The organism is Pseudomonas sp. UYIF39, assembly GCF_029963765.1.
In the GTDB taxonomy this organism is placed as follows: domain Bacteria; phylum Pseudomonadota; class Gammaproteobacteria; order Pseudomonadales; family Pseudomonadaceae; genus Aquipseudomonas.
The window spans coordinates 55377-75614 of record NZ_JALBYU010000026.1 but is presented as its reverse complement, the minus strand read 5'-3'; the positions used below and the strand labels follow the sequence as shown (position 1 = coordinate 75614).

Below are 20238 nucleotides of genomic sequence, written 5' to 3'. Positions count from 1 at the left end.
GGATTAAGTCCTGACTATTGACTTGAAACATAAAAAATACGGCGAGCGCACCGCGCTCACCGCGTCATTACAATCAAACTTGAGGTAACGTTTCCTCGCAATATTTGCCCTGATTATCTGTCAGAAATACGACATGTTCAGCAGGCAATGAGTCAGGCGTTGGAGTACCAGCACCCCGAGAAATGGAGTAAGTAACCCTGCCTTTTCCAAGATGGGCCGGTTTAAAGTGCGTTGCATAGACGCCTATTTCAATCAATGCACCCGGATCGGGATATGTTCCGGTAATGAGGTAGGTCGCTGTCGTATCTGCGCCCGGAATGGGAGCGGGTGGCACTGCATTATCATACGGCACCCATTTCACGGTAATGGTCTCTCCGTCAACGGTGTACTGATTCTTTCTTACGCGCACAGTCAGGTTTCGTCGGGGCGTTCCGTCACCTGGATTTCCGGTGACAGGAAAGTTCAGGGTTGGGCAACTGATCCTTCTAAGAGGACCTCCAAGATACAGGACTTCCGGCGCCACCATTTCGATCGGAAATGCTTCTACATCAATGCTTTTGTTCCTGGATGGCGTTGGATTAGCCCCGGTACGCGTATACAGCTTATAGCTCAACACCTTGGTTCCGCTTTGCTGTGCAAGCACCGTTGCCCAAGGCAGAGGGATAGTAAGGGTTGTACCTTCCTGGCCAGTTGTCAACGCAATGGTCTCACCAATCTTGACATCATCATATAAGACATCAATCAGCCAACCTTCTTCCGTTGGCGGGATAGCAAAAAGATCAATCGTGATCTTGATTCCGGTATCGCCGTAATCCGATTCGAGAATTTCATCGATGCTGCCCGCTGACGTTTCCAACTTAGGCGCATCCAGCCCCACAAGAATTGGATCAGGGCCAACAAACGAAACATCAACATCTATATTCGCTTTATCTGTAGCAATCTGACGATTTGAACGAAACATTTTATAGCTGACTTCTGTATCCACGCTGCCATCGGTATCGCCATACTTCTCTTTTACAAGATCATAGCTGGCAAAGAACGATAACTCGGTATTTGTTCCTACTCTTTGCTCCGGAGTAATCGACTTTCCTCCCCAGTAAACAACAATCGTGTCGGATATAGAGTTTGGCGTCGGCACAGTTACCTTGATTTCGACGCCCCTGCTATCAAATTGAGTGTCAGCCAGGTCGATCAGACCATCGCCACTTGGTCCGTTTGCCAACGGGATCACTGGCGGCAAGATAACGCCAGGATCAGGCAGAATAACGACATTTCGTTCGCTGGAATTTGATTTTTTCCCCTCGTTGCCCGGCAGGTCGGTCGCAATATAAACAAGCAGGTTTTTACCCTCATTCTCTTTAAACACCGCAGCCGGAATCAAAGCTTCCCCCGCCGTCAACACACCATCAAACACTGGTGTGTCGCGGTTCTCATCAGGTGCAGGTCCCCAATAGAATCGGTAAATGTCACTTGGGTGATAGGTTGGGGAGACGGCAGGCTTGACCGGAATCCCCGCCTTGCCTTCGAGATAAGCCTCATCGATCGGGTCATTCGGGCCCAGATCTGCCGGCCACGTAGGGGCGCCCGGTTTGCGGTCAGAACCTGTACTCTTTATTTTGTAGGGAGGTGTGCGGTCAATCGCGTACGTGACAACAGGGACCGAAATCGACTGGTTCGTTCCGCCCGCCCACAAGATGTACCGAAATTCATATTCAGTCGGAGCTTCTGGAGTGGGGTCCTCAATCATGAAGCTTAACGGAATATCGAAAGGCACATCCCAGTCCCTGTCGTCTACTGGGCCCAACTCAATATAATATGGTTCGTCGGGCAGAACCTCTTGCCAGTCGGGGGCTCCTTTCTTTCGAACCTGTGGCTGTAGTAGATCATCTTCGTATTCATCAACTGGCTTGGGCACGATGTACTGTAAGGGTGCTTGTAATTTGTCGACGGGTATACGCAGATCACCACCGGGTAAAGTTTGTGCCAAAAGTGTAGGGGGCGGAGCGTCAGAAAGAACACTACCACCCTTGCTGAGTTTTTCTTGAAGCACTGCCATTCTAGACAATTTCGCCTGTTCAACTTTAGCATTCATGTTCGCCATCTCCATTGCGTTCACAATTAATTGCGACACGACCCCAAGAAGCCATCAGCTTCTTCGTGCGCTGTTGCACGTCACTCTTAATATCCACGCCGAACTTAAGGCCCACATGGAAGTTCGTCCCCACTTACAATCCTGTCTATTTTTACCAATGCGATTTTTGAGCTTCCTACAAGCTTAGCGCCGCGAAACACGCGATAAACAACAGTGGCGGAGTCATTGTTTACCATTGGTTTTATATGAGTTTCGTAAGGTTCAATGACCAAGGAATATCCTTCACGTATGTCTTGATCACTTAACGATGACCGGATGACTGTCTTTCGAGCGCTGTCGATTTCCGGGCCACTTCCATTCAGTGTTGAATAACCCCGCCAGAGTACTTCGCATCGATCACCGACATTGAACCCCTGAAGTGCTGGAATCTCGACATTTACTCCCTCCCATAGCGGAGGATCCGTTTTGCAATACAGATACCCCCACATGTCGGCATGGGTAAACCTGGCTTCCTTAAGATCTACCGGGACAGGTGTGTGATCGATAGTCAGGCGCCGCTTATATGATTCCGATGGATTTCCAGCGCTGTTGACCAGCTCATACCACAACTCACCCGGACCATTATTTTTAAGATGCTCGGGGCCAATTCGGATAATGAATTCGGGCCTCATATCCTCTGGTTTGTAGGTGTTAGGTATTCTTACCGGCGTTTGCCCAGCCTGTTCAAAGCAGACCGTGAGCGTATCGGTCTCAAGGGGTTCCTTCGCCGGTTCAGGCCATAAAGGAACAACTACTTCAATACCGGTCAGCAGCAATGGAGTTGGAATATGACCCTCCGGGTCAATATCTGAATCGGGTACGCCGATGACTTTCGGTGGATCGTATGTCAGAGGTTTATTAACCACCATGTGGGAAATCCTTCTCGCTCTCGTAGGATTGCTCTTTAGTACTGAAAGCTGTCGCTTGCATGAATTAAGCGCCAGGTTTGGAAGGCTGCCTACTGTCACATTTGACAGGTAAAGCTACCGCTCGTCGGGTTTATCCTTCGACTTCCTACTTTTCCGGCTTGACGCATTCGTTGGAATGCTGTTTTCTGAAACCGGTTTCACAAGCAATATCAATAATAAGGTCCATCACCATGAACGACTTCTCCGCCGCCCAGCGCAGCCGCGTCACCATGCTCGACGTCGCCGAACACGCCGGCGTTTCCAAAGCCAGCGTCTCGCGCTTCATCGGCGATGACCGCGCCCTGCTCTCCGATGCCACTGCCTTGCGCATTGAGCAGGCGATTGCCGAACTGGGCTATCGCCCGAACCAGATGGCCCGCGGCCTGAAACGCGGGCGTACCCGCCTGATCGGCATGCTGGTGGCCGATATCCGTAACCCTTATTCAATTGCCGTGATGCACGGGGTGGAAACCGCCTGCCGTCAGCACGGTTACAGCCTGGTGGTGTGCAACACCGACCGCGATGACGAGCAGGAACGCCAGCACCTGGCCTTGCTCCGCTCCTACAACATCGAAGGGCTGATCGTGAACACCCTCGGTCATCACCGCGACGAATTACGCGAACTGCATCGGGAAATGCCGCTGGTGCTGGTGGATCGCAAGGTCGAGCAGCTGGAGAGTGATCTGGTCGGGCTGGACAATCCGGCAGCGGTCGAACTCGCCCTCGCGCACCTTGAAGAGAGCGGCTATAGCGATGTGCTGTTGGTGACCGAGCCGTTTGACGGCACCAGTTCGCGGATTGAGCGGGTCAGTAGTTTCAAGGCGCAGATCGAGCAGCGTCCGACGCTTCAAGGGACCATTGTCGAGACCGGCAGCGATCTGAGCACACGTTTGAAAACCTTCCTCGACACGCCCGGCCCCGGCCCGAAAGCGCTGTTCTGCGCCAACGGAATCGCCGCGTTGGCCAGCACCCATTCGTTGCGTGAACTGAAGTGCAATCTGTTCGAGGACGTCGGTCTGATCGCCCTTGATGACCTAGATTGGTATCCGTTGGTAGGCAGCGGCATCACCGCCCTCGCCCAACCGACGGCCGAGATTGGCGCCAGTGCGTTCGAGTGTTTGCTCAAGCGTTTGCGCGGTGATGTCGGGCCAGTGCGGACCCTGGATTTTTCGGCGCGGTTGATTGTGCGTGGGTCGACAAAAATCGCCACTTGAGTCAGCAGTCCTATTTTTTTGAACAAAAATGAAACCGGTTTCAGAGGTATACAACAATGAATAAACCACCTGTTTCCATCAGCCTGTCGAGCTACGGCGCCGACCTTGTTCGCCAACGCGGCCAGGGATCGTTTATTGAGGTGTTGGCCGCCGCGGGCGCCACGCGCATCGAATGGCGTGAAGAACTGCTGACCGTCGAAGATCCCGCGCAACTGGCCGATGCCACGCAGGCCCAAGGCCTCGAAAGCGTGTATTCCTCACCGATGGAGTTGTGGCTGGCCGGCCAGTCCAAACCCAATCCCGAACTGATCTCTGCGTTACAGCGCGCCCAGGCATTCGGTGCCAAATGGCTGAAAGTGTCCCTGGGTTATTTCACCGACAACAGCGACCTGCAAACCTTGGCTCGCGTACTGGGCAAAAGCGCTGTGCAGTTGCTGGTGGAAAACGATCAAACCTTACACGGCGGCCGCATCGAGCCGTTCCAACGGTTTTTCACTGAAGTCGAGCAACACAACCTGCCGGTCAAAATGACTTTCGATATCGGCAATTGGCACTGGCAAGACCAGTCCGCCGCCAGCGCCGCGCGGTTGCTCGGTCGCCACGTCGGCTACGTGCACTGCAAAGCCGTGACGCGCCGGGCCGACGGCAAACTGGTCGCCATACCGCCGGCCGCCAGTGACTTGTATCTGTGGGAACAACTGCTGCGGCACATGGCCCAAGGCGTCATGCGGGCGGCGGAATATCCGCTGCAAGGCGACGACCTGGTGCAGTTGACCACCGAGCATGTCGCCGCCCTCGCCCGCCTCGGTCAAACTCGGTTGGAGAGCGCTCATGTCTGAGATCGATATTCTTTCGTTCGGCGAAACCATGGCGATGTTCGTTGCCGAGCAGAACGGCGACCTGGCCGACGTCAGCCACTTCCACAAACGCATTGCCGGGGCCGACAGCAATGTTGCCATTGGCTTGTCGCGGTTGGGTTTCAACGTGGCCTGGCTGAGCCGGGTGGGCGCTGATTCGCTGGGACGGTTCGTCATCGATACTTTGGAGAAAGAAGGCCTGGATTGCAGCAACGTCGCCATCGACACCGCGCACCCAACCGGTTTTCAACTCAAGTCGCGCACCGACGATGGCAGCGATCCGGTGGTCGAGTATTTCCGCCGTGGGTCGGCGGCAAGTCATCTGTCGCGGCAGTCGATCGCGCCTGAATTACTGAACGCCCGGCACTTGCACGCCACCGGCATTCCCCCGGTGCTGTCCGAAACGGCGCGGGAAATGTCTTTCGAATTGATGACCCGCATGCGCGATGCCGGGCGCAGTGTGTCCTTCGACCCAAACCTGCGCCCGAGCCTGTGGGCCAGCGAGCAACAGATGATTACCGAGATCAACCGCCTCGCCGCCCTCGCCCATTGGGTGCTGCCGGGGTTGAGTGAAGGCCGCTTGCTGACCGGTTTCGAAGACCCGGCCGACATCGCGGCGTTTTACCTCGATCAAGGCGCCGAAGCCGTGGCGATCAAACTGGGCCCGCACGGTGCGTATTACCGCACCCATCTGGACCAGGGTTTCGTGGCGGGCGTGCCCGTGGAAACGGTGGTCGACACCGTCGGTGCCGGCGATGGTTTTGCCGTTGGCATGATCAGCGCCCTGCTGGAAAACCACAACTTTGCCGACGCCGTGAAGCGTGCCAACTGGATTGGCAGCCGCGCGGTGCAGAGCCGTGGGGATATGGAGGGGTTGCCCAATCGCCTCGAAATGTCTGCCGAGTTTGAGGCCGCCATCGTCGGATCGCCGCCCGGAGACAAGCTCGCTCCCACATTGGATCGGGTTCAAACACAAATCACCTGTGGGAGCGAGCTTGCTCGCGATAAGGCCCGCACAGTCACTGAAAATCTATAACCCGTTACCTGCTGCGACAAAAACAACAAGCTCAGGAGCACCGCTATGAAAACCGCAACACTCGCCGCCCGCCGCTGGTGGTACATCATGCCCATCGTGTTCATCACCTACAGCCTGGCGTATCTGGACCGCGCCAACTACGGGTTCGCCGCCGCCTCCGGGATGGCCGCCGACCTGATGATCACGCCGGGCCTGTCGTCGATGCTCGGCGCACTGTTCTTCCTTGGCTACTTCTTCTTCCAGGTGCCGGGCGCGATCTACGCCCAGAAGCACAGCGTCAAGAAGCTGATTTTCGTCAGCCTGATTCTTTGGGGTGGCCTGGCCACATTGACCGGGATCGTCTCCAACGCCTACTGGCTGGTCGTGATTCGCTTCATGCTCGGCGTGGTCGAAGCCGCGGTGATGCCGGCGATGCTGGTGTACCTGTGCCACTGGTTCACCCGTGCCGAACGCTCACGCGCCAACACCTTCCTGATCCTCGGCAACCCGGTGACCATGCTCTGGATGTCGGTGGTGTCGGGTTACCTGGTGCAGCATTTCAGCTGGCGCTGGATGTTCATCATCGAAGGTTTGCCGGCGGTTATTTGGGCATTTATCTGGTGGCGTCTGGCCGATGACCGTCCCGCTCAAGCCAAATGGCTGAGCGATCAAGAGAAGCAGGATCTGCAAAGCGCCCTGGCTGCCGAACAGGTCGGTATCAAAGCGGTGAAGAACTACGCCGAAGCTTTCCGCTCGCCGAAAGTGATCATCCTGGCCCTGCAGTTTTTCTGCTGGAGCATTGGGGTTTACGGCTTCGTGCTGTGGCTGCCATCGATCCTCAAGGCCGGCGCGCAGATGGACATGATCGAAGCTGGCTGGCTTTCGGCGCTGCCGTATCTGGCGGCGGTAATCGGCATGCTGCTGGTGTCCTGGGGCTCGGACAAATTGCAGAAGCGCAAACGCTTTGTCTGGCCGCCGCTGCTGATCGCTTCGATTGCGTTCTACGGTTCCTACGCGCTGGGCGCTGAACACTTCTGGTGGTCCTACACCCTGCTGGTGATCGCAGGCGCCTGCATGTACGCACCTTACGGACCGTTTTTCGCCATCGTCCCGGAAATCCTGCCGGCCAACGTCGCAGGTGGCGCCATGGCGCTGATCAACAGCATGGGTGCGCTCGGTTCGTTTGGCGGTTCATATCTGGTCGGTTACCTGAACAGCTCCACCGGCTCGCCGGGTGCTTCTTATCTGTTGATGAGCGGCGCGTTGATGCTCTCGGTGGTGCTGACGATTTTCCTCAAGCCGGGCGCCAGTGACCGGGTCGTGGCCAAGGCCGTTGTGCAACGGTCGACCGCTGCTCATTCCTGAATTGAAGTTGAGATGATGACGATGAAAAAGCAGGTTGTGCTGTACAAGAAACTCGCGCCGCTGCTGATGGCTCGCCTTCACGAGCAGACCGAGGTGACGCTGATCGACAACCTCAATGCCGACGGCTTGGCGAAACTGCGCGAGGCCCTGCCCCGCGCCCACGGGTTGCTCGGTGCGAGTCTGAAACTGGATGCCGGATTATTGGATCTGGCACCTGACCTGGAAGCCATCGCCAGTGTCTCCGTGGGAGTCGATAACTACGACATTGACTACCTGACCGAACGACGGATCCTGCTCAGCAACACCCCGGACGTGCTCACCGAAACTACGGCCGACACCGGTTTCGCGCTGATCCTGGCGACCGCCCGGCGCGTGGTGGAGCTGGCGAACATGGTTCGCGTCGGTCAGTGGAAGCGCAATGTCGGCCCCGCGCAATTCGGTACCGATGTACACGGAAAAACCCTGGGCATCATTGGCATGGGACGGATCGGTGAGGCGCTGGCCCAGCGTGGGCATTTTGGTTTTGGCATGCCGGTGATTTACCACAGCCACTCGCCAAAACCGGCGGTGGAACAGCGATTCAAAGCGCAATACCGCAGCTTGCCGGAGCTGTTGCAGCAGGCTGATTTCGTTTGCCTGACGTTGCCGCTGACCGCTGAAACCGAAGGGCTGATCGGGGCCGAGCAATTTGCCCTGATGCGCCCCGAAACCATTTTCATCAACATTTCACGGGGCAAGGTGGTGGACGAGACGGCGCTGATTCAGGCCCTGCGTGACGGGCAGATTCGCGGTGCAGGGCTGGATGTGTTCGAACGCGAACCGCTGAACACTGACTCGCCGCTGTTGCAACTGAACAACGTGGTGGCGACGCCGCACATTGGCTCGGCGACGCATGAAACGCGCGAGGCGATGGCCACGTGTGCGGTGGATAATCTGCTGGCTGCGCTGGCGGGTGAGCGGCCGGCGAATCTGGTGAACGCAGGGGCGTGGAAAGCTTAAGAAATTCGGCGCCTGTCAGTCAGCCATCGCGAGCAAGCTCGCTCCCACAGGGGAACGCATTCCAAATGTGGGAGCGAGCTTGCTCGCGATGGCGGCGCCACGGTGTCGTATCGAACACTACAGAATCTGAATAAGGATATTTGCACCACCGTGGCCACTTACTCACTCGTTATCCGTCGGTTGATGATCGTTTCGCTGACCATCGTCGTCAGCCGCGCCATCACCAGCCCGTTGCTCACATTGTTCCTGAGCAACAAACTCGGCCTCAACCAACAGGACGTTGGCTTACTGCTGGGCATCGCGGTGTTCATCGCCACCCTGCTCGCGCTCTATGGCGGTTACATCATCGACCGCCTCGAAAAGCGCCGGCTGCTGATCCTCGCGATGCTCTCCAGCGCCATCGGCTTTGTGCTGCTGACCTTCGCCGACAACCTCTACCTGACCACCGCCACCTTGGTGATCACCGAAACCGCCTCGGCGCTGTTCCTGATCGGCTCGAAGGCGATCCTCAGCGAAAACCTGCCGATGGGCCAGCGCGCCAAGGCGTTTTCCCTGCGCTACACCTTGACCAACATCGGCTACGCCACCGGCCCGATGTTGGGCGTGGTGATTGCCGGGGTGTATCCGATTGCACCGTTCCTGATCGCCGGCGGCATCGCGTTCTTCAGTATTTTCCTGATGATCGGGATTCCGAAGGACTCGGCCCAGGCACCCGCGATTGGCCCGCCCGCGAGTTTCCTCAAGACACTGGTCACCCTGAAAAACGACCGCACGCTGATCATGTTCACCTTTGGCTGCCTGCTCAGTACCGTGGTCCACGGCCGTTTCACCCTGTACCTGTCGCAATACCTGCTGGTGACTCACGACTCCAAACGGGCACTGGAAACCATGGCTGCCCTGCTCGCCTGCAACGCGATCAGCGTGATCCTGCTGCAATACCAGATCGGCCGTTTCCTTAAACGCGAACAATTGCGTTACTGGATCGCGGGCGGTACCAGTCTGTTCATCGTCGGGTTGATCGGTTTCAGTCTGGCCGACAGCCTTGTGAGCTGGTGCGTGGCCATGTTCATTTTCACCCTCGGTGAAATGATCATTTACCTCGCCGAATTCCTCTTCGTCGACACCCTGGCCCCGGAAGAACTGCGCGGCAGCTATTACGGCGCGCAAAACCTCGCCGCCCTCGGCGGTGCCCTGAGCCCGGTGATTTGCGGTTACCTGCTGATGCACACCCCCGCGCCAACGATGTTTTATGCCCTGAGCGCACTGACCGCCATGGGCGGTTTTCTGTGTTTCATGAGTGGTCGCCAGGTGGCATTACAGCAAATTTAATGCACTCAAACTGCATTAATATGAATTTGTCAGCATCAGGAATGAACGGCACACTGTGCCCGTTCCTCCCCCAATAGTTGGAACAACTTCAAGGGCTTTCTGGGTATCCCAGCTAAGCCTTTTTTTTGCCTCGGTTTTTTCCAACGGATCGTCTGCCTCATGTTTGCTCGCTGGTTTCCCGCCGCCATCAACACCCGCCCCTCCGAATGGAGCCGCGCCGCGATCGGCATGTCCTTGGGCACGATGCTCAGCGTCTGGGTCTGCAGCCAGGTATTCGGCATGCCGGTGGCGCAGCACTTGATCGGTCCGCTGGGTGCATCGGCCGTGTTGCTGTTCGCTGTGTCCTCAGGCGCCCTCGCCCAGCCTTGGTCGATTCTTGGCGGCTACCTCAGCGCCGGGGTGGTCTCGCTGCTGGTCGCTCACGTGCTCGGACGAACCCTTGGCAGCGCATGCCTGGCGGCCGGCATGGCGCTGATTCTGATGTGCTGGCTGCGTTGCCTGCACCCGCCGGCGGGGGCGTTGGCGCTGCTGTTGGTGTTGGCAGACCCGGCGACCATTGCCCTGGACTGGAAAGCCCTAGGCCCGGTGATGCTCAGCGGATCGACCATGCTGCTCAGCGCCCTGGCCTACAACAACCTGACGCGCATTCGTTACCCAAAACGCGCCAGCGAACCGGTGTCCATGGTCCCCGCCGACCACCCGCCCACCGACAGCCAGGCAATCACCGCCCAGGACCTGAAACTGGCCCTGGCGGACATGGAAGCCTTCTTCGACGTCACCCCCGAAGACCTCGAACAGCTGATCCATGCCAGCGAGTTGCATGCCAAACGGCGCAGTATTGGTGAAGTCCTTCGAGGCAGAACCTGACAGCGCCCACGGTCCTTATAGCAGCTGCCGAGCCTGCGAGGCTGCGTTCGGCTGCGCAGCAGTCGTGAAATCAGGCACCTCGGTCTTCCAGGTAAACCGCGTGCACAGGATTTACGACTGCTTCGCAGCCGAACGCAGCCTCGCAGGCTCGTCAGCTGCTACAAATTCAGGCCGCTGACAATTGACGCACTGGCACCGCCAGGCTCACCGCGCGCACCGATGAACCGGCGCTCAAGCCCAGGGTCTCCGCAGTCTCTGCATCGATAATCAACGTACCCGCGGCCACCCGCGCCGGTGCCGCGGTAATCCGGCACTCGGCGAATTGACGGTTATGAATCAGGTAAGTCGCCGCCTGCTCCCCCGGAGTGCCGATGCTCAGTTGCAGCACCTGGCTGTCACGCATCGCGCGGATGTCGCCGGTGGCGCATTCGATCAGCGGGCCGCCGTCGAAGATGTCGATGTAGTCGCGGTGCTCGAATCCTTCAGCCTTGAGCATGCCCAGCGCCGGTTCGGTATTGGGGTGAACACGACCGATGACCGTTCGCGCCGCTTCCGGCAACAGGCAGGTCGGCAGCGGAAACTTGGGCATCAGCTCGGCGATGAAGGTCTTGTTACCCAGCCCGGTCAGGTAGTCGGCATCGGCAAAGTCCATCTTGAAGAAGTGACGGCCCAGGCCTTCCCAGAACGGTGAAACGCCCTCTTCGTCCGAGTAGCCGCGCATCTCGGCGATGACTTTCTCCCCGAAATACTGACGAAATTCCGCCAGAAACAGGAACCGCGCCTTGGACAGCAAGCGCCCGTTCAGACCGCTGCGGTGATCGGCATGCAGAAACAGCGAACACAGTTCCGAATGACCGGTCATGTCGTTACCAAGGAACAACGTCGGCAGCTGCTGATTGATCCCGAGGTTTTTCGAGGCCGCGACAAACAGGCCCACTCGATAGTTGTACCAGGGCTCGCGCAGGCCGACGGCACCGGCCAATGCGCAAATGCCGATGGCTTCATGCTGGTCATTCTCGAGCACAAACAGGTAATCGGCATCGGCGCGTTCGGCCTCGCCTGCGAAGGTTTTCGCCGCCCATTCCAGGCGCTGGCGCAGACGCCCCGCGTCGGCCGGCAAGGTGGTCAAACCGGTTCCGGCGCTATGGGCCAGGGCTAACAGTGCCGGCAGGTCTGCCGGTGTGGCTGGACGAACGATCATCGTGCTTGCTCCTTGGTAGCCAGACGTTTGGTTAGAAAAACCTCGGCCAACATGCAGCGCGCGCTGCCGCCGCCGATGCGTTCGATGGTGTCGATATTCACGGGGAGTGGCGTGGTGTGGGTTTCGATCAAACGACGTTGCGCGGCGTCCAGCGATTGCCAGGCCGTGCGCGACATCACCAGCAAGGGTTCGCCCGCGGCGGTGTGAACCTCCAGCATGTTGCCGGCGAAGGACTCCAGTTGCTCCCAGCTCAGGGCGATGACGTTTTTGCCGCTGTCTTCCAGGCGTTTACGCAGGGCCAGGCGTTCGGCCGGGTGCGTGACCGACGCCAGGCACGCCACGGCCAGGCGAGTGCCGACACTCATCATTACGTTGGTGTGGTAAATCGCGACACCCTGGCGGTCCACCGCGTTGAAGGCACATAGCTCGTAACCGAGGTGGCTGACCACCTGATCCAGGGCACGGGCATGGGTGCGGGTGGAGTAACCGGCGTAGCAAATCCGTTGTTGACGATCCAGCACCATGCTGCCGGTGCCTTCGAGGAACACTTCCTGCTGTTCGAGGCTGGAAAGGTCCAGCAACTGTTCCACCCGGTACTCGTCCCGCAGCCAGTCGAGCACGCCTTTGTCCCGCTCCAGACGCCGGTTGTGGCCCTGCATCGGGTACAGCACCAATGTGCCGTCGGGATGGCTGCTCCACCAGTTGTTGGGGAAGATCGAATCCGGGGTATGCGGCGCTTCGCGGTCGTTGTGCACCATGACCTGGACGCCATGGCTGCGCAGCGCGGCAACGTAGCCATCGAACTCTTGCAGGGCCTTTTGCTGAACGTCTTCGCTGACGGCGGCCGGCTGCTGGAATCGGTTGTTCGCCGCTGTGTCCTGATTGAAGGAGAAGCGTGTCGGGCGAATCATCAAAACAGTATTGGTGGTTTGCATGGGCACAGATTCAATGAGGGTTAAGAGGTACCCATTGTCTGTTTCGCAGACTGAAAAACCCGGTTGATAAGTGGCGGCGGCGTGATGGAAACGGCTGAAAAACGTGTGCGGCCCAGCCGATTCGGCGGCGGCCAGACAAAAAAAATCGCAGCCCGAAGCTGCGATGTTTTTGATCTGCCAAACCTATTCCATCGTGGTCTTGACCATCGCCAATTCCGGATGGCTGACCAACTTGTCGATGTGCAAATCCGGGTCATCGAACCAGACTTCTGTCAGCACCCGGTAATGCTCCATGTCCCGGCAACGCATGCGCAAGCTGTAGTCGAACGCACCGCTGATCAACCGACACTCCAGCACCTGCGGGCAGGCGCGGACCTTGGCTTCGAACGCCTTTTGCGCCGCCCGCCCACTCTGGTTCGACAACGCAACCAGCACCAGCAACGACAAGCCTGGTGTCAGCTTCTTTTCATCGAGAATCGCGCCATACCCACGAATGACCCCGAGCTGTTCGAGCTTGCGCACCCGCTCCAGGCACGGTCTGGGCGTGAGGTGCACGCGCTCGGAAAGCTTTTGATAAGTGATGCGCCCTTCGTGGCGCAGCACTTCGATGATTGCCTGATCGATACGATCAAGCACGATCGACAGATCGCGGATATCCGCCATGTACGTCTTGCCTCACTTCAAACGACCCGATAGAAATTGCTGCAAACGTTCACTTTTTGGTTGGTCTAGGATCGTTGCGTCACCCTGCTCCTCGACCTTCCCCTGATGCAAGAACAACACTTGGCTGGAAACCTGCCGGGCAAAGCCCATTTCGTGGGTCACCATCAACATGGTACGGCCTTCTTCGGCCAGCGCCTGAATGACCTTCAGCACCTCACCCACCAATTCCGGATCGAGTGCCGAAGTCGGCTCGTCGAACAACAGAATCTCCGGTTCCACTGCCAGGGCACGCGCAATCGCCACCCGCTGTTGCTGCCCACCGGACAAGAACGCCGGGTATTGATCGGCCACTCGTTGCGGCAGACCAACCTTGTCCAGATAGGCCCGCGCACTTTCTTCCGCGGCCTTGCGGCTGATCCCCAGCACCCGGCACGGCGCGAGCACGATGTTCTCCAGAACCGTCAGATGGCTCCACAAATTGAAATGCTGGAACACCATCGCCAGACGCGTGCGCAAGCGCTGCAATTGCGCCGGATGAGCGACGCGCATGCCACCGGCACCGGGGCGCGTAATGACGCGCTCGCCGTCCAGTTCAATGGCGCCTTCGTCCGCGCGCTCCAGAAAGTTGATGCAGCGCAGCATCGTGCTTTTACCCGAACCGCTGGCGCCGATCATGCTCACCACATCGCCTGCCCGTGCATTCAACGAGACGCCCTTGAGCACTTCGTTGTCACCAAAACGTTTATACAGATTTTCAACCGTGAGTTTGTACATGTCAGCACTCCTGGAGCGGCGCGCCTGGCGCCACCGCCCTGGATAAAAATGGGATTCAGTGAGTCGGGCCGAGAAAGCTCAGCCAGCGCTTCTCCGCCAGACGGAAAGCTCCGACCAGGCCGAACGACAGTGCGAGGTACAGCAGGCCGGCAATGCCGAACGCCTGGAAGGTCATGAAGGTCGCGGCATTGGCGTCCCGAGCGATTTTGAGGATGTCCGGAATGGTGGCGGTGAACGCCACGGAAGTCGCGTGCAACATCAGGATCACTTCGTTGCTGTAATACGGCAGTGCCCGGCGCAATGCCGAAGGCAGAATCAGCCGCAAGTACAGGCGCCAGCCGCTCAAGCCATACGCATGGGCAGCCTCGATTTCACCGTAGGGAATGCTGCGAATCGCCCCGGCGAAGATTTCCACGGTATAGGCGCAAGTGTTGAGCGTGAACGCGAGCAAGGTGCAATTCATCGCATCGCGGAAAAATGCTTCGAGCAGCGGTTGCGAGCGCACCAACGCGATGCCGTAGATCCCGCTGTAGCAAATCAGCAACTGGATATACAGCGGCGTACCGCGAAACACATAAGTGAACAGCTGAACCGGCCAGCGCAGCAGGCCCCAGCGCGAGGTGCGCATGATCGCCAATGGCAACGACAGGAAAAACCCCATCACAATGCTCGCCACCAGCAGCCACAAGGTCATGGCCAACCCGGTGAGGCTGTAGCCGTCACTGAACAGAAAAGGTTTCCAGTATTCGGCAATCAACTCGATCATCGTGCCATCCCCCGCACACCCTGGTTATAGCGCCGCTCCAGCACGCGCAAAACGTAGTTCGAAGCGCTGGTGATCAGCAAATACAGCGCCGCTGCCAGCAGCAAGAAATCGAGCATATTGAAGGTGCTTTTACCGGCTTCCTGCGCAACCTTGACCAGGTCCGACAAACCAATGATCGACACCAATGCCGTGGCCTTGAGCAGCACCAGCCAGTTATTGCCGAGGCTCGGCAAGGCGAAACGCATCATTTGCGGGAACACCACAAAGTGAAATCGCTGCCAGCGGTTCAGACCAAAGCACGCGGCGGCTTCCTGCTGGCCGCGCGGCACGCTCAGAATTGCCCCGCGAAAGGTCTCGGTGAAATAGGCGCCGTAGATAAACCCAAGGGTGATGACGCCGGCCACGAACGGATCGATTTCCATGTAAGGCCAGTCCATGGCCTCGGTCAGGCTGCTCAGCCAGCCTTGCAGGCTGTAGAAAATCAGCAGCATCAGCACCAGGTCCGGCACGCCGCGAATCAGCGTCGTGTAGAAGGTCGCCGGCAGGTTCAACAGCTTCAGCGGCGACAGTTTCGCCGCCGCCCCGAGCAAGCCCAGCGCCATGCTCACCAGCAGCGAGAGCGCTGACAATTTCAGAGTGACCCAGGTGCCGTGCAGCAACAAAGGGCCATAGCCTTGCAGGGCCGAGAGATCGACCCCGATCAGATTCAGGAAGGAGTTCACGTCAGTCACCTGTCTTGAGGCGCCCGCGCGCAAGCGCTGCGCCTGTTACCAGGACGCAGCCTTCGGGGCGCGGGGATCAGTTGTTGTAGAGGTCCAGATCGCCGAAGTGTTTCTGCTGGATCTGCGCGTAGATGCCCTTGTCATGCAGGGCCTTGATGGCGGCATTGAGCATGCCTTTGAGTTCTTCGTTGTCCTTGCGCACGCCGATGGCGATGTCGGATGGCACCAACGGGTCGCTGATGCCTTCACTGTTCTTGAAGTCAGCCCCTTGGGGGGAAGTCAAAAAACTCATTTGCGCCTGCATCTTGTCCTGGATGGAGGCGTCGAGACGGCCAAATACCAAGTCGGCGTAGACCTGATCCTGATTTTGATAGGCCCGCAGTTTCACGCCGCCCGGCCCCAGCTTGGCTTTGGCGTAGGTTTCCTGAATCGTGCCCTGCATGTAGCCGATGGTCTTGCCCTGCAGCGACTCGGCGGTGGGCAGCAGCCCGGAATCCTTGCGGGTGACGATAGCGGTCGGTCCGGCATACAGACGATCGGTGAAGTCGATCTGTTTTTTGCGTGCATCGGTCACCGTCATCGACGATTCGATGGCATCGAACTTACCTGCCTTGAGCGCCGGAATCAGCCCATCGAAGTCATTGCTGACCCACACGCATTTCACCTTCAATTCGGTGCAGATCGCGTTGCCCAAATCCACGCCAAAGCCCTGCACGCCGCCATCGGCGGTGGTGGACTCAAAGGGTGGGTAACTGGGGTTGACGCCAAATCGCAACTCTTTCCATTCCTTGGCACTGGCGCCGGTGGTGCAGCACAGCAATGCGAGTACCGACAAGCTCAGCCATCTAGTCTTCATCTTCTTGAATCCCGATTTGTTTGGAGTTATCGCGGCCAGGCTAACCAGGCCACCTTTATGGGCAGGAACAGAGAGTCGATGCGGCTAACACCGCAACAGCGTTCTTATTGTTTTGCACGGTGGGCCGCACTCAGCGGCACCCGGCCTGAAACCCTCGGCACAGACGGCTTCAAACCCGAGGCCAGAATGCCAACAGATGATCGGGCGCAGGTGTCGTACGGGCCGGTATAGACACCCGGATTGCGCTGATAAGGCTGTTTCGACAGCCGAATCTGTCGTGAGCCCGGTCCACGGCCGTTTTCACAGAGGAACTCTTCTCCAGCATTACAAAAATGCAGACGAGACCTGCACATATCCCGGTTGTACATCACAAATTTGCACTGTTACGATCCAGCATCGCTCGCGCGCGAGCTTCTCTATAAAGAACAATAAAAGCAGGGAGTTAGTGATGACTGCTCAGGTTTCATCGAAGGGGACTTCGTCCAAGGATGCCACGCAAAACGAAGTGCTGGCCGAGGTTCGCAACCACATCGGTCACCTGACCCTCAATCGCCCCGCCGGCCTCAACGCCATTACCCTGGACATGGTGCGCCATCTGCAGCGTCAGCTCGACGCCTGGGCACTGGATCCGCACGTACACGCAGTGGTATTGCGCGGTGCTGGCGAGAAGGCGTTCTGTGCCGGCGGCGACATCCGTTCGCTGTACGACAGCTTCAAAAACAGCGACACGCTGCACGAAGATTTCTTCGTTGAGGAATACGCCCTCGACCTCGCGATTCACCATTACTGCAAACCTGTGCTCGCCTTGATGGACGGTTTTGTCCTGGGTGGCGGCATGGGCCTGGTGCAAGGCGCTGACTTGCGGGTGGTCACCGAGAAAAGCCGTCTGGCAATGCCGGAAGTGGCGATCGGTTATTTCCCGGATGTCGGTGGCAGCCATTTCCTGCCACGCGTTCCCGGTGAACTGGGGATTTACCTAGGCGTCAGCGGCATGCAGATCCGCGCGGCCGATGCGCTCTATTGCGGCCTGGCCGACTGGTACCTGGAAAGCGACAGGCTGGGCACTCTCGACGAGCAACTCGATCAGCTCGAATGGCACGAAACACCGTTGAAGGACCTTCAAGGCCTGCTGGCGAAACTCGCCGTGCAACAACTGCCGGCACCACCTTTGGCGGCGTTGCGCCCGGCCATCGATCACTTCTTCGCCCTGCCCGATGTGCCGAGTATTGTTGAGCAATTGCGTGAAGTAACGGTCGCCGACAGCCACGAGTGGGCCACGACCACCGCCGACCTGCTGGAAAGCCGTTCACCGCTGGCCATGGGCGTGACCCTGGAAATGCTCCGTCGTGGTCGGCACTTGAGTCTGGAAGACTGCTTCGCCCTTGAGCTGCACCTGGACCGTCAGTGGTTCGAGCGCGGCGACCTGATCGAAGGCGTGCGCGCCTTGCTGATCGACAAAGACAAGAAACCGCGCTGGAACCCGCCGACCTTGCAGGCGCTGGACGCCGAGCACGTCGCGAGTTTCTTCACGGGTTTTGACCAAAGCGGGAGCTGAGCCATGCACGATATCGAATTGAGCGAAGAGCAAGTCATGATCCGCGACATGGCCCGGGACTTTGCCCGCGGCGAAATCGCACCCCACGCACAGGCCTGGGAAAAGGCCGGCTGGATCGATGACGGTCTGGTGGCGAAAATGGGCGAACTGGGTCTGCTGGGCATGGTGGTGCCTGAGGAATGGGGCGGCACCTATGTCGATTACGTCGCCTACGCCTTGGCGGTGGAAGAGATTTCGGCCGGCGACGGCGCCACGGGCGCACTGATGAGCATTCACAACTCAGTGGGCTGCGGTCCGGTCCTCAACTACGGCACTGAAGAACAGAAACAGACCTGGCTACCGGATCTGGCCAGCGGACAGGCCATCGGCTGCTTCTGCCTGACCGAACCGCAGGCCGGTTCCGAAGCCCACAACCTGCGCACCCGCGCCGAACTGCGCGATGGTCAGTGGGTGATCAACGGCGCCAAGCAATTCGTCAGCAATGGCAAACGGGCGAAACTGGCCATCGTGTTCGCGGTGACCGATCCGGACCTGGGCAAGCGCGGCATCTCGGCGTTCCTGGTGCCAACCGATACAACCGGTTTCATCGTTGATCGCACCGAACACAAGATGGGCATCCGTGCTTCCGATACCTGCGCGGTGACCCTGAGCAACTGCACGATTCCCGAAGCCAACCTGTTGGGTGAGCGCGGCAAAGGTTTGGCAATCGCCCTGTCGAACCTTGAAGGCGGCCGCATCGGCATCGCGGCGCAGGCGTTGGGCATTGCTCGCGCGGCATTTGAAGCGGCGCTGGCCTACTCGCGGGATCGGGTGCAGTTCAACAAGCCGATCATCGAGCACCAGAGCATCGCCAACATGCTGGCCGACATGCACACCCGGTTGAATGCTGCACGTTTACTGATCCTGCATGCCGCGCGGTTGCGCAGTGCCGGCAAGCCGTGTCTGTCGGAGGCTTCACAGGCGAAGCTGTTTGCATCCGAGATGGCCGAGAAAGTGTGTTCGTCGGCGATGCAGATTCATGGCGGGTACGGGTATCTGGAGGATTACCCGGTAGAGCGTTATTACCGGGATGCGCGGATTACGCAGATTTATGAAGGGTCGAGCGAGATACAGCGGATGGTGATTGCTCGGGAGCTGAAGCACTACTTGGTGTGATGCCCAAAAGCATCGTCGGATCGCCGCCCGGAGACAAGCTCGCTCCCACAGGGTTCTTCTGTGTACACAAGATCTGTGAACACCGCTAATCCACTGTGGGAGCGAGCTTGCTCGCGATGACGTCAGTGAGGACGCTACATCACTTACCTTGGAACTCGGCCTCACGCTTGGCAATAAACGCCGCCATCCCTTCCTTCTGATCCTGCGTCGCAAACGCCGCATGGAACACCCGACGCTCAAAGCGCACACCTTCCGACAGGCTCACTTCAAATGCGCGGTTGACGCTTTCCTTGATCATCATCGCAATCGGCAACGACTTCTTGGCAATCAGCGCCGCGACTTTCAACGCTTCTTCCAGCAGCTCATCAGCCGGAACAATCCGCGCCACAATCCCGCAACGCTCCGCTTCCACCGCATCGATCAGTCGACCGCTGAGGCACATTTCCATGGCCTTGGCCTTGCCCACCGCGCGGGTCAAGCGCTGGGTGCCGCCCATGCCCGGCAGTACGCCGAGGTTGATTTCCGGCTGACCGAATTTGGCGTTGTCGCCGGCCAGGATGAAGTCGCACATCAGCGCCAGTTCACATCCACCGCCCAAGGCGTAACCGTTGACGGCGGCAATGATCGGCTTGCGGCGGTTAGCCACGCGATCGCTGTCGCTGAACAGGTCGTCGAGGTAGATCTGCGGGTAGGTCAGTTCGGCCATTTCCTTGATATCGGCGCCGGCCGCGAAGGCTTTTTTCGAGCCGGTCAGCACGATGCAGCCGATGTTTGAATCGGCTTCCAGGCCATCGAGGGCGTGGTTCAGCTCGCTGACGATCTGCGCGTTCAACGCATTCAGCGCCTGCTGACGGTTCAGGGTGATCAGGCCCACACGACCGTGGGTTTCCAGCAAAATCGTTTCGTAGTTCACAAGTAGCTTCCTT

The 20238-nt window shown here is 58.4% G+C and carries 19 protein-coding genes; 9 read left to right on the top strand and 10 right to left on the bottom strand.

What is annotated here, in order from left to right; translation table 11 throughout:
- Window positions 1-73: 73 nt before the first annotated feature.
- Entirely contained in the window at window positions 74-2092 is a 2019-nt protein-coding gene (locus MO767_RS26040; RefSeq protein WP_282482875.1) for a hypothetical protein, read from the bottom strand.
- A gap of 104 nt (window positions 2093-2196) precedes the next feature.
- Window positions 2197-3000: a hypothetical protein gene (locus MO767_RS26035; RefSeq protein ID WP_282482874.1), complete on the bottom strand. Its 804-nt coding sequence runs from the start codon at window positions 2998-3000 to the stop codon at window positions 2197-2199.
- 230 nt (window positions 3001-3230) lie between these two features.
- Here MO767_RS26035 and MO767_RS26030 point away from each other — a divergent pair, with 230 nt between their 5' ends.
- The 7 genes from MO767_RS26030 to MO767_RS26000 all read left to right on the top strand — a co-directional run bounded on the left by MO767_RS26030 (window position 3231) and on the right by MO767_RS26000 (window position 10685).
- The gene (locus MO767_RS26030) at window positions 3231-4253 is read left to right on the top strand and encodes a LacI family DNA-binding transcriptional regulator (RefSeq protein WP_282482873.1); all 1023 of its coding nucleotides are present in this window, start codon (window positions 3231-3233) and stop codon (window positions 4251-4253) included.
- Between the two features lie 56 nt (window positions 4254-4309).
- Complete coding sequence (locus MO767_RS26025; protein ID WP_282482872.1) at window positions 4310-5092, top strand: TIM barrel protein; 783 nt, start codon at window positions 4310-4312, stop codon at window positions 5090-5092.
- Window positions 5085-6146, top strand: a complete 1062-nt coding sequence (locus MO767_RS26020; RefSeq protein WP_282482871.1) for a sugar kinase — start codon at window positions 5085-5087, stop codon at window positions 6144-6146. The genes MO767_RS26025 and MO767_RS26020 overlap by 8 nt, the downstream gene beginning before the upstream one ends.
- A gap of 45 nt (window positions 6147-6191) precedes the next feature.
- Complete coding sequence (locus MO767_RS26015; RefSeq protein ID WP_140678402.1) at window positions 6192-7490, top strand: MFS transporter; 1299 nt, start codon at window positions 6192-6194, stop codon at window positions 7488-7490.
- Between the two features lie 21 nt (window positions 7491-7511).
- On the top strand, window positions 7512-8489 hold the full coding sequence (locus MO767_RS26010) for a D-glycerate dehydrogenase (protein ID WP_282482870.1): 978 nt from the start codon (window positions 7512-7514) through the stop codon (window positions 8487-8489).
- Between the two features lie 150 nt (window positions 8490-8639).
- Window positions 8640-9818, top strand: coding sequence for an MFS transporter (locus tag MO767_RS26005; protein WP_282482869.1), 1179 nt, complete (start codon window positions 8640-8642; stop codon window positions 9816-9818).
- Window positions 9819-9977: 159 nt separating this feature from the next.
- Window positions 9978-10685, top strand: coding sequence for an HPP family protein (locus tag MO767_RS26000; protein WP_282482868.1), 708 nt, complete (start codon window positions 9978-9980; stop codon window positions 10683-10685).
- A 166-nt stretch (window positions 10686-10851) separates the two neighbouring features.
- Here MO767_RS26000 and astA read toward each other — a convergent pair whose 3' ends face one another.
- The 7 genes from astA to MO767_RS25965 form a co-directional block, all read right to left on the bottom strand.
- Window positions 10852-11886 (bottom strand): arginine N-succinyltransferase, encoded by a 1035-nt coding sequence (gene astA / locus MO767_RS25995; RefSeq protein WP_282482867.1) that lies wholly within the window; start codon window positions 11884-11886, stop codon window positions 10852-10854.
- Complete coding sequence (locus MO767_RS25990) at window positions 11883-12821, bottom strand: arginine deiminase-related protein (protein WP_282482866.1); 939 nt, start codon at window positions 12819-12821, stop codon at window positions 11883-11885. The genes astA and MO767_RS25990 overlap by 4 nt, the downstream gene beginning before the upstream one ends.
- Before the next feature lie 183 nt (window positions 12822-13004).
- Window positions 13005-13484 (bottom strand): Lrp/AsnC family transcriptional regulator, encoded by a 480-nt coding sequence (locus MO767_RS25985; protein ID WP_007974731.1) that lies wholly within the window; start codon window positions 13482-13484, stop codon window positions 13005-13007.
- Between the two features lie 12 nt (window positions 13485-13496).
- Window positions 13497-14258, bottom strand: coding sequence for an ATP-binding cassette domain-containing protein (locus MO767_RS25980; protein WP_008155281.1), 762 nt, complete (start codon window positions 14256-14258; stop codon window positions 13497-13499).
- A gap of 55 nt (window positions 14259-14313) precedes the next feature.
- A complete protein-coding gene (locus tag MO767_RS25975) occupies window positions 14314-15024 on the bottom strand; it encodes an ABC transporter permease (RefSeq protein WP_282482865.1) in 711 nt (236 codons plus the stop codon).
- Window positions 15021-15746, bottom strand: a complete 726-nt coding sequence (locus tag MO767_RS25970) for an ABC transporter permease (RefSeq protein WP_282482864.1) — start codon at window positions 15744-15746, stop codon at window positions 15021-15023. Before MO767_RS25970 ends, MO767_RS25975 begins: the two co-directional genes overlap by 4 nt.
- Before the next feature lie 76 nt (window positions 15747-15822).
- Window positions 15823-16602, bottom strand: a complete 780-nt coding sequence (locus MO767_RS25965; protein WP_282482863.1) for a transporter substrate-binding domain-containing protein — start codon at window positions 16600-16602, stop codon at window positions 15823-15825.
- A gap of 448 nt (window positions 16603-17050) precedes the next feature.
- On the opposite strand from MO767_RS25965, the gene MO767_RS25960 reads away from it, so the two are divergent.
- Window positions 17051-18157 (top strand): enoyl-CoA hydratase/isomerase family protein, encoded by a 1107-nt coding sequence (locus MO767_RS25960; RefSeq protein WP_282482862.1) that lies wholly within the window; start codon window positions 17051-17053, stop codon window positions 18155-18157.
- Between the two features lie 3 nt (window positions 18158-18160).
- Window positions 18161-19312, top strand: a complete 1152-nt coding sequence (locus MO767_RS25955) for an acyl-CoA dehydrogenase family protein (protein WP_282482861.1) — start codon at window positions 18161-18163, stop codon at window positions 19310-19312.
- Between the two features lie 139 nt (window positions 19313-19451).
- On the opposite strand, the gene MO767_RS25950 is transcribed toward MO767_RS25955, so the two are convergent.
- Window positions 19452-20225: an enoyl-CoA hydratase gene (locus MO767_RS25950; RefSeq protein WP_282482860.1), complete on the bottom strand. Its 774-nt coding sequence runs from the start codon at window positions 20223-20225 to the stop codon at window positions 19452-19454.
- Window positions 20226-20238 lie beyond the last annotated feature (13 nt).

Excerpts from the sequence above, each read along its gene's own strand:
- MO767_RS25975 (WP_282482865.1), bottom strand. The coding sequence starts at position 15,024 with ATGATCGAGTTGATTGCCGAATACTGGAAACCTTTTCTGTTCAGTGAC.
- MO767_RS26035 (WP_282482874.1), bottom strand. The coding sequence starts at position 3,000 with ATGGTGGTTAATAAACCTCTGACATACGATCCACCGAAAGTCATCGGC.
- astA (WP_282482867.1), bottom strand. The coding sequence starts at position 11,886 with ATGATCGTTCGTCCAGCCACACCGGCAGACCTGCCGGCACTGTTAGCC.
- MO767_RS26010 (WP_282482870.1), top strand. The coding sequence starts at position 7,512 with ATGAAAAAGCAGGTTGTGCTGTACAAGAAACTCGCGCCGCTGCTGATG.
- MO767_RS25985 (WP_007974731.1), bottom strand. The coding sequence starts at position 13,484 with ATGGCGGATATCCGCGATCTGTCGATCGTGCTTGATCGTATCGATCAG.
- MO767_RS26015 (WP_140678402.1), top strand. The coding sequence starts at position 6,192 with ATGAAAACCGCAACACTCGCCGCCCGCCGCTGGTGGTACATCATGCCC.
- MO767_RS26040 (WP_282482875.1), bottom strand. The coding sequence starts at position 2,092 with ATGAATGCTAAAGTTGAACAGGCGAAATTGTCTAGAATGGCAGTGCTT.
- MO767_RS26030 (WP_282482873.1), top strand. The coding sequence starts at position 3,231 with ATGAACGACTTCTCCGCCGCCCAGCGCAGCCGCGTCACCATGCTCGAC.
- MO767_RS26000 (WP_282482868.1), top strand. The coding sequence starts at position 9,978 with ATGTTTGCTCGCTGGTTTCCCGCCGCCATCAACACCCGCCCCTCCGAA.
- MO767_RS25960 (WP_282482862.1), top strand. The coding sequence starts at position 17,051 with ATGACTGCTCAGGTTTCATCGAAGGGGACTTCGTCCAAGGATGCCACG.
- MO767_RS26020 (WP_282482871.1), top strand. The coding sequence starts at position 5,085 with ATGTCTGAGATCGATATTCTTTCGTTCGGCGAAACCATGGCGATGTTC.
- MO767_RS25980 (WP_008155281.1), bottom strand. The coding sequence starts at position 14,258 with ATGTACAAACTCACGGTTGAAAATCTGTATAAACGTTTTGGTGACAAC.
- MO767_RS25990 (WP_282482866.1), bottom strand. The coding sequence starts at position 12,821 with ATGCAAACCACCAATACTGTTTTGATGATTCGCCCGACACGCTTCTCC.
- MO767_RS26025 (WP_282482872.1), top strand. The coding sequence starts at position 4,310 with ATGAATAAACCACCTGTTTCCATCAGCCTGTCGAGCTACGGCGCCGAC.
- MO767_RS25965 (WP_282482863.1), bottom strand. The coding sequence starts at position 16,602 with ATGAAGACTAGATGGCTGAGCTTGTCGGTACTCGCATTGCTGTGCTGC.
- MO767_RS25955 (WP_282482861.1), top strand. The coding sequence starts at position 18,161 with ATGCACGATATCGAATTGAGCGAAGAGCAAGTCATGATCCGCGACATG.